The organism is Planobispora longispora (assembly GCF_016863135.1).
Classification (GTDB): domain Bacteria; phylum Actinomycetota; class Actinomycetes; order Streptosporangiales; family Streptosporangiaceae; genus Planobispora; species Planobispora longispora.
This window is the reverse complement of sequence record NZ_BOOH01000019.1, coordinates 319164-332922: the sequence shown is the minus strand read 5'-3', so window position 1 is coordinate 332922 and position 13759 is coordinate 319164. Positions and strand designations below refer to the sequence as shown.

Sequence of the window (13759 nt, the reverse complement as noted above, 5' to 3'; positions counted from 1 at the left end):
GGGATGAGCCGCCGGCGGGGCGGCCGGGCAGGGTCGGGGATGAGCCGCCGGCGGGGCGGCCGGTTCAGGCGGCGGAGCCGAAGATGAGCCGCTGGCGGCGCCGGTAGCCGGGGCGCACCAGTGCCAGGAGCAGGGTCAGCACCGGCCCCGCCGCCTTGTGCAGCCGGGCCAGCTCCTCAGGCCTGGCGTAGCGCTCGACCCGTGGCAGGTCGAACCTGATGTCGCTGCCCCTGCGGGCCGCGTCCTCCACCGTCTTCCAGTCGGCCGCCGACACGTACCGCGTGATGACCGGGAAGATCAGCCGCTCCTCCTCGGCGATGTGCTCGTCGAGCAGGTCGGCCAGGCGGGTGAGGGCGGCAGCGAGGTCCGCGGCGTCCCGGGTGGCGGCGAAGCGGGCCGCGTGCCCGCTGATCTCGGCCAGGAGCGGGTCCAGAGCCGAGTGGTCGTCACTCAGGTCGCGCAGGTCCACCTCGGCCCCGGCGGACCGCTCGATGACCGGCCAGAGCACCTGGTCCTCCGTCGTGTGATGGTGGTGGATGCTCTTGCAGAGCTTCGCGACGTCCTCGGAGATCGCGGTGGCGCGGGCCGGACCCACGCGCCGGCCGGAAGCGGCCAGCTCGGTGGCGAGTACGGCCATGCGCCGGGCGTCGCCGCGCATGGCGCGGTGGGCGATGGTGAGTCCCAGCAGGTCAGGGGTCATCTCGGGTCTCTTCTCCGGAGGTGGGCGAGTCGTCGCCCACCACGATGCGGCGGCCCGCTTATGGCCCACTTGGCACGCACTTGTGAACTGCTCCGGGCCGCTCGGGGGCGCCTCCGCGGAGGGGGTTCCCCGCGGTTCCAGATCTTCGTGGGCGGGAGGGCGCTTGATTTCGCATCGCGCCCGGGAGGCGTGTATGGTTACACCTGTCCGCGGGAACGAAAGCGACAGCGGGCAGGCCCCTATAGCTCAGTCGGCAGAGCGTCTCCATGGTAAGGAGAAGGTCAACGGTTCGATTCCGTTTGGGGGCTCCACAGCCTGAATGCCCTGGCCCTGAGGTCGGGGCATTCGGCTTGGGTGGGTTCAACGACCACCCGCGAAAGGCTCAAGGTTCCCGGCGCGCGGATGGGCATTCCGGAAAATCCGGAACAGCCCCCTGACGTACGCAAGTGCGCGGTCGCTCCGCGGGTCGGGTATCCTTGCGAGGTCGGCCGATTTCGTCGGCCTCAAGGCGGAGTAGCTCAGTCAGGCAGAGCAAACGGCTCATAATCGTTGTGTCGCCGGTTCAAGTCCGGCCTCCGCTACTACCCTCCCGGGCCCCACATGACAAGCGGGGCCCTGGCATGGGTTGTCCCAGTCCCAAACGTAGAAAGGCACTCCCAAGTGGCTGCCACCGACGTTAGGCCGAAGATCACGCTGGCCTGCCAGGAGTGCAAGCACCGCAACTACATCACGCGGAAGAACCGGCGCAACGACCCGGACCGGCTTGAGCTCAAGAAGTACTGCCCGAACTGCAAGACGCACCAGGCGCACCGCGAGACCCGCTGAGTCTTCCGCGGTGCCTCTCCCGCCCTCCGGCGGGAGACGGCGACTTCTGTAACGCTCGCACACGCGACACGAACCGGCGTCCTCCGATGGAGGCGCCGGTTCGTCGCGTTCCGGGCTTATCGGGTTCCGGGCTTGTCGAGCTCCGGGTCTATCGGGTTCCGGGTCTATCGGGTTCCAGGCCCGCCGCATCTGAGCCCGCCGCATCTGGGCTCACCGCTTTTCGGGCTCGCCGAATTCAGGTTTGTCGCATCCGGACAGCTTTCCGCCGCGGGCGTTGACCGCGCTCGACATCCGGCCCCCGGGCGCGCCGGGCTACGGTTTCCTGGTGGCCGATCACAGGGGGCCCGCGACCGGCCGGAAGGTCGCCTCCCGAACCTTGTTCTGTTACTGTCGGCTGCACCAGCTCGGATTCCGTAAAGGAGCACGATGGCTCTGAACCGTGACTTCATCGGGCGGGCGTCTGCGCCGTCGGCGCCCTACGAGGTCAGCCGCGTGAAGATCAAAGAGTTCGCGTCGGCGATCGGCGACAACAACCCGATCTACCGGGACCGGGAGGCCGCGCTGGCCGCGGGCCACCCGGACGTCATCGCCCCGCCGACCTTCCCGATCGTGTTCAGCCTCGGCGGAGGGGCCCTCCTGGCCGACCCCGAGCTCGGCCTGAACTTCGCGATGGTGGTCCACGGTGAGCAGCGCTTCGAGTACCGCCGGCCGATCCACGCCGGGGACGAGCTGGTCACCGTCTCGACGGTGACCGACATCCGCAGCGTCGGCCGCAACGAGTTCATCACCGTCAAGAGCGACGTCACGACCGTCGACGGCGAGCTCGTCTGCACGACCTACAACACCATCGTCGAGCGTGGAGGGGCGGGCTGACATGGCCGCGACTGTCAAGTACGACGAGGTGGAGGTCGGCCAGGAGATCCCGGCCGCGGACTACCCGGTGCGCCGCATCAACCTGGTCATGTACGCCGGGGCGTCGGGGGACTTCAACCAGATCCACTGGAACGAACGCTTCGCCAAGACCGTCGGTCTGCCCGACGTCATCGCCCACGGCATGTTCACCATGGCCCAGGCGGGCCGCTTCGTCACCGACTGGGCCGGCGACCCGGGCGCGGTGGTCGACTACGGCGTGCGCTTCTCGTCCATGGTGGTCGTCCCGGACGACGACGAGGGCACCGTCATCACGGTGAGCGGCGTGGTGGAGGAGAAGCTGGAGGACAAGCGCGTGGTGGTCGCCCTGACCGCCAAGTGCGCCGACTCCCGGGTTCTCTCCAAGGCCCGCGCGCTGGTCCAGCTCTCCTGACTTCCCCCGGCTCGCGGGCCGGGTGTGGAGAATCTTCCCCCGGCCCGTGGGTAGCGTCAGGAAATGAGCGAAACACCACGTTACGTGAGTGAACGGGCCGACGAGCGGACCGGAGGGCAGGTCACCGGCGGACCTGCGGAGGAGGCCGTCGAGGCCGCGCGTCCGGGCGGCTCCGCGCGGCGGATCGACCAGCCCGACGCCAAGGAGCTCGCCGACGAGGAGGCCGCGCCGGAGCAGGAGCCCGAGGGGTCCGAGCTGGTCGGCCGTGGCGGCGACAACGAGCTGGAGGGCAACCCCCAGCGGGCGGCCGCCTCGCAACGGCTCTGGGACGGGTCCACCGCGACGTCGCGGATCGACGAGGTCATGCCCCGGGGACAGGACGAGGACCCGGCGGGAGCGCGGGACGCGGACGGACGGGGCGGCACGGCGACCTGACGTCGCGACGGTCCATCGGCCCGGCCACCGGCGGATCGCGCCGCCGGGCGTTCCCGTCCTCGCCTCCGGCTCGGGCCGGCCGGTGCCGGGGTGGGAGAAGGCTGGGCGGCCGGTGCCGGGGGTGGCTCGCGGCGCATAGGGTGGTCGGCGGATTTCGGATCGACCCCCGAGGGAATGTGGCATGGCTGAGCGGGTGGCAGGAGTGCGGCTTGCGCCGTACACGACGTTGGGGCTGGGCGGGCCCGCGCGGGCCTTCGTGGAGGCCGGGTCGGCCGAGGAGATCGTCGAACTGGTCGCCGGGGCCGACCGCGCGGGGGAGCCGGTGCTCGTGCTCGGTGGCGGGAGCAACCTGGTCGTCGCGGACGACGGGTTCGCCGGGCTGGTCGTGCGGGTCGCCTCGCGGGGGATCGAGGCCGGGGACGATCTGGTCACCGTTCAGGCCGGCGAGGACTGGGACGCGCTGGTCGCCTGGGCGGTGGCCGAGGGCCGGTCGGGGATCGAGTGCCTGTCGGGGATCCCCGGGCTGGTCGGCTCCACGCCGATCCAGAACGTCGGGGCCTACGGGCAGGACGTGTCCCAGACGATCACGGGGGTGCGCGTCTACGACAGGGTGACCGCCCAGGTGCGCGACCTGGACGCCGTGGAGTGCGGGTTCGCCTACCGGCACAGCGCCTTTAAGGAGGACCCCGAGCGGCACGTCGTCCTCGCGGTCACCTACGCCCTGCCCGCCGACGGGCTGTCGGGGCCGATCGCCTACCAGGAGCTGGCCGTACGGCTCGGCGTCGAGCTCGGTGCCCGGGTGCCGCTCGCCGAGGCCCGGCGGGCGGTCCTGGAGCTGCGCGCGGGCAAGGGCATGGTCCTGGACCCCGCCGACCCGGACACCCGCAGCGCGGGCTCGTTCTTCACCAACCCCGTTCTCACCGCGGCGCAGGCGGCCGAACTGGAGCTGCGCGCCCCCGGCTTCCCCCGGTGGGAGATGCCCGGCGGGGACGGTCTGAAGGTCCCCGCCGCCTGGCTGATCGAGAACGCCGGGTTCCCCAAGGGCTACCGGCGCGGCCCGGCCCGGATCTCCACCAAGCACACCCTCGCCATGACCAACCCCGAGCTCGAGGCGACCACCGAGGACCTCCTGGACCTGGCCCGCGAGGTTCGCGACGGCGTGCGCGAGAAGTTCGGGGTGACGCTCGTCAACGAGCCGGTGATGGTGGGCGCCCGGCTGTGACGCCCCGGCGTCCACCCGGCCGGATGTGAAGAAGTGAGGCGTTCGCCGGGAATGGGCACGCGGCGGCGGGTGTTAGGGTCAGGTGGAAACACCCGAAGGGGAGTAGTCCCAATCGCGTGATCGACACACTGGCGCTCCGGCGCCCGGTCACGCGGGCCTTGCCTCGGCGGAGACGCGGATTTCAGCGATCTTCCCGGGAGCGGGCGGACGAGACCTTCGGCCTGGCAGGCATACCGAAAATGCTGCCGGGCCGAAGCCGTGCCCGAAACTCCCTGGGTGCCCTCTTCCGGCCCGGTCGCGTGCACCGTGAAGGGCGACCCCGTTGGAAGCGTTCTGGCTCAGTCTTGCTGTGATCTTCGTTGCCGAGCTCGGCGACAAGAGCCAGCTCATGGCGATGACCTTCGCCACCCGATTCAAGCCGTGGCCGGTTCTGGCCGGCATCACTCTGGCCACCACGGTGGTCCACCTCGTCAGCGTCGGCCTCGGCGGCCTGATGGGGGACTTCCTCCCCACCACCGCCATCTCGATCGCCGCCGGTGTCGCGTTCCTCGGTTTCGCGCTCTGGACGTTGCGCGGGGACGAGCTGACCGAGGAGGAAGCGCAGAAGGCCCGGCGCACCACCCGTTCGGCGATCATCGCGGTGACGGTCGCCTTCTTCCTCGCCGAGCTCGGTGACAAGACCATGCTCGCCACCATCACCCTGGCCACCCAGCACGACTGGGTCGGTACGTGGATCGGTTCGACGGTCGGCATGGTCGCCGCCGACGCCCTGGCCATCGCGGCCGGCATCCTGCTGGGCCGGAACCTGCCCGAGAAGGTCATCCGGTACGGCGCCGCCGCCGCGTTCGCCGTCTTCGGCGTGATCCTGCTGCTGGAGCCGGTGCTCGCCTGATCCCGGCCGATGCCCGGCGTCTCCGTCAGGCGGGAGTCCGGTCGGCCTGGGCGAGGGCGGCAGTCCGGTGGGCCGGGACGAGGGCGGGGCGGCGGGCGGCAGGACCGCGTGCCGCCGACCCCGCCCGCCTGCCCGCCAGGCGGCAGCCGAGGCAGTCGCCGTGGCCCGTCATGGGGTCCTTCACCCTCCAGTCCCACTGCTCGCGCGGCCGGACGCCGCTGGGCTTGCCCCAGCCCGCCAGGTGCAGCGCCCAGGAGACCAGCCCGCCGAGAGCCGTGACGCCCAGCCCGATCCAGACGCCGGGGAGCCACGCCGCGCACAGGGCGGCCCCGGCTCCGGCGAAACCGGTGAGGGCGATGCCGACGCCGGTCCATCCGGCGACGGTGTGGCCCATGTCGTAGTCGCCGTGTATGCCGCTCATGTCTCTCCTCGGGATGGCCGTACGGGCCCGGTAGAGTAGATGAAGACTTATCTCACTTACTAAACATCTTAGATGCTAAGGAGAATTTCCGTGGAGGGCAACTCCCGCCCCCCGGCCACGGTCGAGCAGGTGGTGGCGGCCATGGACCGTCTCGTCTCGCTGAGCCTCGTCGGGCAGCACGAGATCGCCCAGCGGCTCGGGCTGAACGTCACCGACCTCACCTGCTTCGGCCACATCCTGGGGGCCGGGGACGACCACCTCACCGCGGGAGAGCTCGCCGAGCGGGCGAACCTCACCACCGGGGCCGTCACCGGGGTCCTCAACCGCCTGGAGCGGGCCGGATACGCGCGCCGGCAGGCCGATCCGGCGGACCGCAGGCGGGTGCGGATCGTTCCCGACGAGGGGGCCGCCGCCCGGATCGTGGAGATGTACGACCCGTTCTACCGGCGGCTCGCCGAGCTGTCCGCCGGCTATTCGGCCGAGGAGATCGGCGCGCTGGCCGACTGGTTCGCCCAGGCCGCCGCCGCGATGCGGGCCACCCTCGAGGAGATCCGGCGGGGCGGGACCCCCTGATCACCCCCGGCTCCCGCCCCGTCGATCGGAGTTGAGCCGATCAGGGCTCGGCCGATCAGGGTTCAGTCGATCAGGGAGAGGCGGTGGGCCGCCGCGGCGGCCTCGCCGCGGGTGGAGACGCCGAGCTTGGCCAGGATGTTCGAGACGTGCACGCTCACCGTCTTCACGGAGATGAACAGCTCGGTGGCGATGTCCCGGTTCGAACGCCCCTGGGCGACGAGCCGGAGCACTTCCTGCTCGCGCGGGGTGAGCAGCGGGGCGGCGCCCGCGGGGGCCTGGCCGGGCTCCTGTCCGGCCTCCGCCGAGACCGCGACGCCGATCCTGCGGGCCAGGGCCTCGATCTCGGTGACCAGCGGCCGGACCGACAGCGAGACCGCGATCGGGTGGGCCGTGCGCAGCCGTACGGCCGCGCCCTCCCGGTCACCCTCCGCCGCGGCGATCCGGCCCGCGCGCAGCAGTGACGAGGCCCGCATGAACGGCCGCTCCAGCCGTTCCCAGACGGCGGCCGCGGCGTCGTGGTCGCGGGCGAGATCGAGCAGGTACGCCTCGGTGACCGGATTGTCCACCGTCATCGCGGCCGCGGCCTTCTCGGCGCGGGCGCGGAGCGACGCCGCCCGCTCGGGGGCGACGGCCGCGGCGGCGTCGCAGACGTCGGCGATCAGCGCGAGCAGCCGCAGGCCGAGCGAGGGCTTGCTGACGAGCCGCAGATCGATGCGGACTCGCTCGGCCACCTCCAGGGCGGTGAGCGGCTCGCCCTCCAGCAGGTGGAGGCCCAGCCTGAGCCGGGTGTTGGCGATCAGCTCCTGGGTGAACTCCTCCTCGACGGTGAAGGCGTCCACCTCCGCCAGCACGGATTCGATCACCTCGGTCTCACCGAGGGCGACCGCCGCGTCGGCCCGGATCCGGCGCAGGTGGTGCCGGGTGCGCAGAGTGGGGTCCATGGTGAGGGCGTGCTCGGCGACCTCGGCGGCCTCCGCGAAGCGGCCCATGGCCTCCAGCGCCTCGGCGCGGTTGTTGGCGATGAAGGTGCCGTTGACCCGGTAGAGGCCGTACTGCTTGGCCAGCCGCTCGCCCTTGAGCGCGAGCTCGACGGCCTCGGCCGAGCGGCCCATGCTGTTCAGCGCGTCCACGGTGTTGGCCACGGCGCGCAGGAAGATCCGGCCGGAGCGGAGACGTTCGCCGATCGCCAGGGCGGTCTGGTTGACGGCGATGGTCCGCTCCATGTCCCCGGCGATGGAGTGGCCCACGGCGAGGTTGAGCAGCAGGTCGGCCTCCAGGCACTCCTCGCCGTGGGCGCGGACGATCGCCAGCGCCTCCTCGGTGAGAGCCGTCCCCTCGGCCACCTCGCTCTGGAACATCAGATAGGAGCCGAGTTTGGTCAGCACCTGGGCGCGGGCCAGGCTCGGCTCGGGCACCAGCCGCTCGGCGTAGCGGAGGTCGTCGAGCGCCCCCGGGCGGCGCTTGGAGATCTTGAGCTGCGAGAGCCGTACGACCAGCTCGGCCACCCGCTCGGGCTCGGCCTTCTCGTCCAGCTCGCCCAGCGCGGCCTTGACGAACTTGATGCCCCGCTCGATCTCGCCGCAGGCGTAGGCCGCCTCCGAGGCGCGCTCCAGGACCGTGGTGTGGTCCGCGCCGATCCGCTCGGCGGCGTCGGGCACCTTGCCCCAGAGCGAGAGCACCCGCTCCAGCAGCTGCATCTGCTCGTTGTAGGCGAAGGTCTTGGCGGCCTTGCGGGCGGCGTCCCAGGCGGAGACGAGGGCCCACAGGTCGTCACGGGCGGAGTACCAGTGGTGCGCGATCTCGATGGCGGCCCGGCCGGGCGGGACCAGCCTGCGGTTCTTCTCGATCTCCTCGGCGAAGCGGGCGTGCATGCGCACGTGCTCGCCCGGCAGGAGCTCGTCGTGCACGGCCTCGCGGATCAGCGCGTGCCGGAAGACGTAGGCGCGGCCGTCGGCGACCTGGATCACGTTGGCCGCCACGGCGGGCCGGAGCGCGTCCTCCAGTTCCACGTCGGACAGGCCGGTGACGGCGGAGAGCAGGGCGTGGCTGACCCGGATGCCGCCCGCGGCGGCGATGCGCAGCGCGCGCTGGGTCTCCTCGGGGAGCCGCTCGACGGAGCCGATGATCAGGTCGTGCAGGGAGGTGGGGAGGGCGGCCTCGCTCCCGCACTCCAGCAGGGCCTCGACGAACAGCGGGATGCCCTCGCTGCGCTGGTAGATCGTGCCGACCTTGGCGAACGCCGGGGTGGCGCCGAGGATCCCGGCCATCTGCTCGGCCACCTCGTCGCGGGTGAGCCGGGGCAGCTCCCGCCGGAGCACCCCCTCGACCCGGCCCAGCTCGGCGAGGACGGGCCGGAGCGGGTGCTGGCGGTGCAGGTCGTCGGAGCGGTAGGTGAGGACCATCAGGACCGGCGCGGTGCGCAGGTTGCGGCTGAGGAAGGCGATCAGGTCGCGGCTGGAGCGGTCGGCCCAGTGGATGTCCTCGATGACCAACAGGACGGGACGGTACTCGGCCAGGCGCTCCAGGAGGTTGAGGATCTGCTCGAAGAGCCGCGCGCGGGCGGTCTCGCTCTCCGCGGCGTCGCCGGGCTCGCCGAACTCGGGCAGCAGCCGGGCCAGGTCGCGGGCCCCGCCGTCGGGCAGGAGCGCCGCCACCTCCTCGGCGCCCTTCTCGCGGACGAGCTGGCGGATCACCGCGGTGAACGGCGCGTAGGCCAGGCCCTCGGTGGAGAGCTCCACGCAGCCGCCGACCAGCACGTGCGCGCCGTCGCTCTCGGCGCGTTCGGCGAAGCACGTGACCAGCCGGGTTTTGCCGACCCCTGCTTCGCCCCCGAGAAGCACGGCCGTCGCGGCCTTCTTGCGCGCCTGCTCGAAGGCCTCGGCCAGGCCCGCGAGCTCCGCCTCCCGCCCCACGAAGACGGGGCTCACCGCCCGACCCATCATGTCGTCCAGCATGGCATGCCTTATGTCGTGCTTGCTTCCCTTTTATCCGGTAGCTGAATGACCGGGCGGCGGGGACCCCGGGAGGTCCGGAGACGCCTCAGGGAGGCTCGGAGGCCCGGCCGGGTGGGAGGCGACGGCCGGGCGCTCGTGAGGGGGTCATGCCGCGCTGATCTTGCGGAGGAGGCCGAGGCCCCGCCGGCGCTCGCCGCCGGAGCGCGACTTCCTGGCGGCTACGGCCTCGCGGACGCGCCGGTACTCGGCGGCCTCGGCGCGGAGCTCGGCGGCGCGGTCGATCATGGTCTGGAAGTGAAGGTCCGGAGTCATTTCCGATTTCTCCTTGAGTGCTGCGATTTCCTTACACACTCAAGGTTCGCTCTAAGGCCCCTGCCCCCACATCGGGCGGATGCCTTATCTCCGGCCCCGGCGCCGTCCGGGGGATGCCTAGGACATCCCCGGCCGCCGCCTTAGACCCGGTGACCGCCTTAGGGGGCCGGTGAATCCGGCCGGACCGGCCGCGCGGTCGCCGCGGTCCCGATCCGCGAGATCGCCCGCCGCGCCGGCGTCAGCACCGGCACCGTCACCCGGCGACGGCCTTCTTCGCCTTCTCCGCGTTCCTGGTACGGCAGGTCGCGGCCGATCACGCCGCCGGCGACGCCCTCACCGGCGCCGGCTTCGACCTTCAGGCCGGGCACTCGGCGAATGTTGACGAAAAGCTGTGAGAGGACTCGGCCACGTCCAGTTTGGAACTAAACACACCAGTCGGCATGCTGGAGTGGTGTCAACTGTGACTACTTCGCTCGCTGACGTGGCCGCGTCCAACGCCACGCTGCGGGCCTTCCTGCACGGCCTGCCCGGTGTCGACCGGGTGGGCGCCGACCAGCGGGCCGCGATGCTCGGCACCCGATCGATCAAGACCACCGCCAAGGCCGGCGCCATCGACCTGGCCATCCGCATGGTGGACCTGACGACTCTCGAAGGTGCGGACACGCCCGGCAAGGTCCGCGCGATGTGCGCCAAGGCCGTCCACCCCGATCCGAGCGACCCGTCCGTGCCGAAGGTGGCCGCGGTCTGCGTCTATCCCGACCTGGTGGCCCAGGCGGTGGAGGCGCTCGGGAACTCGGGGGTCAAGGTCGCCAGCGTCGCGACCGCCTTCCCGAGCGGGCGCTCGTCCCTGGAGATCAAGGTCGCCGACACCGAGCTCGCGGTGGCCGCCGGCGCCGACGAGATCGACATGGTGATCGACCGGGGCGCCTTCCTCTCGGGCGACTACGTGAAGGTCTTCGAGGAGATCGCCGCGATCAAGGCGGCCTGCGGCCCGGCGCACCTGAAGGTGATCCTGGAGACGGGCGAGCTGGCGACCTACGACAACGTACGGCGAGCGTCCTGGCTGGCCATGATGGCCGGGGGCGACTTCATCAAGACCTCCACGGGCAAGGTCCAGCCCGCCGCGACCCCCTCCGTGACGCTGATCATGCTGGAGGCGGTCCGCGACTTCCTCGCGACGACCGGCCGCAAGGTCGGCGTGAAGCCCGCCGGCGGCATCCGGACCACCAAGGACGCGATCAAGATGCTCGTCCTGGTCAACGAGACCGCCGGCGAGGGCTGGCTGGACCCCGACTGGTTCCGCCTGGGGGCGTCCACCCTGCTCAACGACCTGCTGATGCAGCGCCAGAAGCTGTCCACCGGCCGGTACGCGGGCTCCGACTACTTCACTCTGGACTGAGGCGATGTTCGAATACGCACCGGCACCCGAGTCCCGCGACGTCGTCGACATCAAGCCGTCCTACGGCCTGTTCATCGACGGCGAGTTCGCCGACGGCACGGGCACGCCCTTCAAGACGGTCAACCCCGCCACCGAGGAGGTGCTGGCCGAGGTCGCCACCGCGTCCCAGGCGGACGTGGACCGCGCCGTGCGGGCCGCCCGCAAGGCGTTCGGCGCCTGGTCGGCGCTGCCCGGCTCCGAGCGCGCCAAGTACCTGTTCCGGATCGCCCGCATCATCCAGGAGCGCTCGCGCGAGCTGGCGGTGCTGGAGACGCTGGACAACGGCAAGCCGATCCGCGAGTCGCGCGACGTGGACCTGCCGCTGGTCGCCGCGCACTTCTTCTACTACGCGGGCTGGGCCGACAAGCTCGGCTACGCCGGGTACGGCCCCGCCCCGCGGCCGCTGGGCGTGGCCGGCCAGGTCATCCCGTGGAACTTCCCGCTGCTCATGCTCGCCTGGAAGATCGCCCCCGCGCTGGCCTGCGGCAACACGGTGGTGCTCAAGCCCGCCGAGACGACGCCGCTGACCGCGCTGCTGTTCGCCGAGATCTGCCGCCAGGCCGAGCTCCCGCCGGGCGTGGTGAACATCGTGACCGGCGCCGGGGAGACCGGCGCGGCCGTGGTGAACCACCCCGACGTGAACAAGGTCGCCTTCACCGGCTCGACCGAGGTCGGCCGGATCATCGCGCGCAGCGTCGCGGGCTCCGCCAAGAAGGTGACGCTGGAGCTGGGCGGCAAGGCCGCCAACATCATCTTCGAGGACGCCGCGATCGACCAGGCCGTCGAGGGCATCGTCAACGGCATCTTCTTCAACCAGGGCCACGTCTGCTGCGCGGGCTCCCGGCTGCTGGTCCAGGAGTCGATCGCCGGGGACCTGATGGAGTCGCTCAAGCGCCGCCTGAGCATGCTCCGCCTCGGCGACCCGATGGACAAGAACACCGACATCGGCGCGATCAACTCCGCCGAGCAGCTCGCCCGGGTCCGCGAGCTGTCCGACATCGGCGAGGCCGAGGGCGCCGAGCGCTGGTCCCCGGCGTGCGCGCTGCCGGAGCGGGGCTTCTGGTTCCCGCCGACGATCTTCAGCGGCGTCGCCCAGTCGCACCGGATCGCCCGGGACGAGGTCTTCGGGCCGGTCCTGGCCGTGCTGACCTTCCGTACTCCGGCCGAGGCCGTGGAGAAGGCCAACAACACGGCCTACGGCCTGTCCGCCGGCGTGTGGACGGAGAAGGGCTCGCGCATCCTGTGGACGGCGGACCGGCTCCGCGCGGGCGTGGTGTGGGCCAACACCTTCAACAAGTTCGACCCGGCCTCGCCGTTCGGCGGTTTCAAGGAGTCCGGGTACGGCAGGGAAGGCGGTCGTCACGGGCTGGAGGCGTACCTCGATGTGTGAGCATCGCGAGTCCCGGCGCCGGGCCCGCCGGGCCCAGGGCACCCGGGGCCACGGCTTCGCCCGCGCCGGCCGGCCGGCGCGGCGCGGGTGGTTCGCCCACCGGTGCGGGGTGAGCCGCTGCGGTCAGATCTTCGTGCCGGTACGGCTGGCACAGCAGCAGAGCATGTGGAGAGGGCGCGGAGATGAGTAAGACCGAGCGGGACGCGGCCGGGGCGCCGGCCGCCAAGGCGCGGAAGGCCCGGACCGGGAAGGCTCAGGCCGCGAAGGAGCCGGTCGTGGAGATCCCGGCCGAGGAGACGCCGGTCGCCGGCGGCCCGGTGGCCGCGGCCCTGGTCGCGGAGAGCCCGCTGGCGCAGGGGCCGGGCGTTCCGGCCGTCCGGGAGGAAGCGGACGGGCCGCAGGGCGGGCGGCTGGCCGTGCGCAAGACCTACAAGCTGTACATCGGCGGGGCGTTCCCGCGTTCGGAGAGCGGAAGGTCCTACGTCGTGACCTCCTCCACCGGCGGTTTCCTGGCCAACGCGTCCAAGGCGTCCCGCAAGGACGCCCGCGACGCGGTGTCCGCCGCGCGCAAGGCGTTCGCCGGCTGGTCGGGCGCGACGCCGTACAACCGGGGGCAGATCCTCTACCGGATCGCCGAGATGCTGGAGAGCCGCCGGGCCCAGTTCGCCGCCGAGCTGGCCGAGGCCGGGACCGGGCGGGCCGGGGAGGCCGTGGACGCGGCGATCGACCGGCTGGTCTGGTACGCCGGGTGGTCGGACAAGATCGCCGCGGTGGCCGGGTCGGCCAATCCCGTCGCCGGGCCGTACTTCAACATCTCCGCCCCCGAGCCGACCGGTGTCGTCGCGGTGGTCGCGCCGGACGACCCGCTGCTCGGGCTGGTCTCGGTGGTCGCCCCGGTGATCGTGACGGGCAACACGTGCGTCGTGATCGCCAGCGAGCGCGCCCCGCTGCCGTCGATCACCCTGGCCGAGGTGCTCGCCACCTCGGACCTGCCCGGGGGCGTGGTGAACATCCTCACCGGCTCGGTGAAGGAGGTCGCGCCCTGGCTGGCCGCGCACATGGACGTCAACGCGATCGACCTCACCGGCGTCGCCGACGAGGACGTGGCCGTCGCCTGCGAGCAGGCCGCGGCGGAGAACCTCAAGCGCGTCCTGCGCCCGTCCGCCCCCGACTGGTCCGCCGACCCCGGCACCAGGAGGATGACGGCCTTCCTGGAGACCAAGACCGTCTGGCACCCCACCGGCGTCTGACCCGCCGCACCCGAGGCGCCGTCGGCCATCCGACGGCGCCTCGC

The 13759-nt window shown here is 71.9% G+C and carries 15 protein-coding genes and 2 tRNA genes; 12 read left to right on the top strand and 5 right to left on the bottom strand.

From position 1 onward, the window contains the following. Positions 1 to 64: 64 nt before the first annotated feature. Complete coding sequence (locus Plo01_RS12625; RefSeq protein ID WP_203890722.1) at positions 65 to 700, bottom strand: hemerythrin domain-containing protein; 636 nt, start codon at positions 698 to 700, stop codon at positions 65 to 67. Between the two features lie 235 nt (positions 701 to 935). On the opposite strand from Plo01_RS12625, the gene Plo01_RS12620 reads away from it, so the two are divergent. The 8 genes from Plo01_RS12620 (at position 936) to Plo01_RS12585 (ending at position 5377) form a co-directional block, all read left to right on the top strand. Continuing rightward, positions 936 to 1011, top strand: a tRNA-Thr gene (locus Plo01_RS12620). Positions 1012 to 1207: 196 nt separating this feature from the next. Next, positions 1208 to 1281, top strand: a tRNA-Met gene (locus Plo01_RS12615). Positions 1282 to 1360: 79 nt separating this feature from the next. Further along, positions 1361 to 1525 (top strand): 50S ribosomal protein L33, encoded by a 165-nt coding sequence (rpmG, locus tag Plo01_RS12610; protein WP_030921771.1) that lies wholly within the window; start codon positions 1361 to 1363, stop codon positions 1523 to 1525. Between the two features lie 426 nt (positions 1526 to 1951). Further along, positions 1952 to 2398 carry a MaoC family dehydratase N-terminal domain-containing protein gene (locus Plo01_RS12605; RefSeq protein WP_203890721.1) on the top strand — a complete coding sequence of 149 codons (447 nt, stop codon included), beginning with the start codon at positions 1952 to 1954 and terminating at the stop codon, positions 2396 to 2398. 1 nt (position 2399) lies between these two features. Further along, a complete protein-coding gene (locus tag Plo01_RS12600; protein WP_203890720.1) occupies positions 2400 to 2828 on the top strand; it encodes a MaoC family dehydratase in 429 nt (142 codons plus the stop codon). Positions 2829 to 2891: 63 nt separating this feature from the next. Continuing rightward, on the top strand, positions 2892 to 3263 hold the full coding sequence (locus Plo01_RS12595) for a hypothetical protein (protein WP_203890719.1): 372 nt from the start codon (positions 2892 to 2894) through the stop codon (positions 3261 to 3263). 181 nt (positions 3264 to 3444) lie between these two features. After that, positions 3445 to 4485, top strand: a complete 1041-nt coding sequence (locus tag Plo01_RS12590; protein WP_203890718.1) for a UDP-N-acetylmuramate dehydrogenase — start codon at positions 3445 to 3447, stop codon at positions 4483 to 4485. Between the two features lie 322 nt (positions 4486 to 4807). After that, positions 4808 to 5377, top strand: a complete 570-nt coding sequence (locus Plo01_RS12585; RefSeq protein WP_203890717.1) for a TMEM165/GDT1 family protein — start codon at positions 4808 to 4810, stop codon at positions 5375 to 5377. Between the two features lie 25 nt (positions 5378 to 5402). On the opposite strand, the gene Plo01_RS12580 is transcribed toward Plo01_RS12585, so the two are convergent. Continuing rightward, positions 5403 to 5798 carry an HGxxPAAW family protein gene (locus tag Plo01_RS12580; RefSeq protein ID WP_203890716.1) on the bottom strand — a complete coding sequence of 132 codons (396 nt, stop codon included), beginning with the start codon at positions 5796 to 5798 and terminating at the stop codon, positions 5403 to 5405. Between the two features lie 90 nt (positions 5799 to 5888). Here Plo01_RS12580 and Plo01_RS12575 point away from each other — a divergent pair, with 90 nt between their 5' ends. Then, on the top strand, positions 5889 to 6371 hold the full coding sequence (locus Plo01_RS12575) for a MarR family transcriptional regulator (protein WP_203890715.1): 483 nt from the start codon (positions 5889 to 5891) through the stop codon (positions 6369 to 6371). Positions 6372 to 6433: 62 nt separating this feature from the next. Here the strand turns inward: Plo01_RS12575 and Plo01_RS40940 are convergent, their stop codons facing one another. The 3 genes from Plo01_RS40940 to Plo01_RS12560 form a co-directional block, all read right to left on the bottom strand. Continuing rightward, complete coding sequence (locus Plo01_RS40940; protein ID WP_203890714.1) at positions 6434 to 9325, bottom strand: helix-turn-helix transcriptional regulator; 2892 nt, start codon at positions 9323 to 9325, stop codon at positions 6434 to 6436. A 144-nt stretch (positions 9326 to 9469) separates the two neighbouring features. Next, positions 9470 to 9637 (bottom strand): hypothetical protein, encoded by a 168-nt coding sequence (locus tag Plo01_RS12565; RefSeq protein WP_203890713.1) that lies wholly within the window; start codon positions 9635 to 9637, stop codon positions 9470 to 9472. Positions 9638 to 9795: 158 nt separating this feature from the next. Continuing rightward, positions 9796 to 10005 (bottom strand): hypothetical protein, encoded by a 210-nt coding sequence (locus Plo01_RS12560; RefSeq protein WP_203890712.1) that lies wholly within the window; start codon positions 10003 to 10005, stop codon positions 9796 to 9798. A gap of 92 nt (positions 10006 to 10097) precedes the next feature. Here Plo01_RS12560 and deoC point away from each other — a divergent pair, with 92 nt between their 5' ends. The 3 genes from deoC to Plo01_RS12545 all read left to right on the top strand — a co-directional run bounded on the left by deoC (position 10098) and on the right by Plo01_RS12545 (position 13715). Then, positions 10098 to 11036, top strand: a complete 939-nt coding sequence (gene deoC, locus Plo01_RS12555) for a deoxyribose-phosphate aldolase (RefSeq protein ID WP_203890711.1) — start codon at positions 10098 to 10100, stop codon at positions 11034 to 11036. Positions 11037 to 11040: 4 nt separating this feature from the next. Beyond that, positions 11041 to 12465, top strand: a complete 1425-nt coding sequence (locus tag Plo01_RS12550; protein ID WP_203890710.1) for an aldehyde dehydrogenase family protein — start codon at positions 11041 to 11043, stop codon at positions 12463 to 12465. A 347-nt stretch (positions 12466 to 12812) separates the two neighbouring features. Then, positions 12813 to 13715 (top strand): aldehyde dehydrogenase family protein, encoded by a 903-nt coding sequence (locus Plo01_RS12545; RefSeq protein WP_373871682.1) that lies wholly within the window; start codon positions 12813 to 12815, stop codon positions 13713 to 13715. Positions 13716 to 13759 lie beyond the last annotated feature (44 nt).

Coding starts and splice junctions, on each gene's coding strand:
- Plo01_RS12565 (WP_203890713.1), bottom strand. CDS start 9,637: ATGACTCCGGACCTTCACTTCCAGACCATGATCGACCGCGCCGCCGAG.
- Plo01_RS12600 (WP_203890720.1), top strand. CDS start 2,400: ATGGCCGCGACTGTCAAGTACGACGAGGTGGAGGTCGGCCAGGAGATC.
- Plo01_RS12580 (WP_203890716.1), bottom strand. CDS start 5,798: ATGAGCGGCATACACGGCGACTACGACATGGGCCACACCGTCGCCGGA.
- Plo01_RS40940 (WP_203890714.1), bottom strand. CDS start 9,325: ATGCTGGACGACATGATGGGTCGGGCGGTGAGCCCCGTCTTCGTGGGG.
- Plo01_RS12625 (WP_203890722.1), bottom strand. CDS start 700: ATGACCCCTGACCTGCTGGGACTCACCATCGCCCACCGCGCCATGCGC.
- Plo01_RS12605 (WP_203890721.1), top strand. CDS start 1,952: ATGGCTCTGAACCGTGACTTCATCGGGCGGGCGTCTGCGCCGTCGGCG.
- Plo01_RS12550 (WP_203890710.1), top strand. CDS start 11,041: ATGTTCGAATACGCACCGGCACCCGAGTCCCGCGACGTCGTCGACATC.
- Plo01_RS12595 (WP_203890719.1), top strand. CDS start 2,892: ATGAGCGAAACACCACGTTACGTGAGTGAACGGGCCGACGAGCGGACC.
- Plo01_RS12590 (WP_203890718.1), top strand. CDS start 3,445: ATGGCTGAGCGGGTGGCAGGAGTGCGGCTTGCGCCGTACACGACGTTG.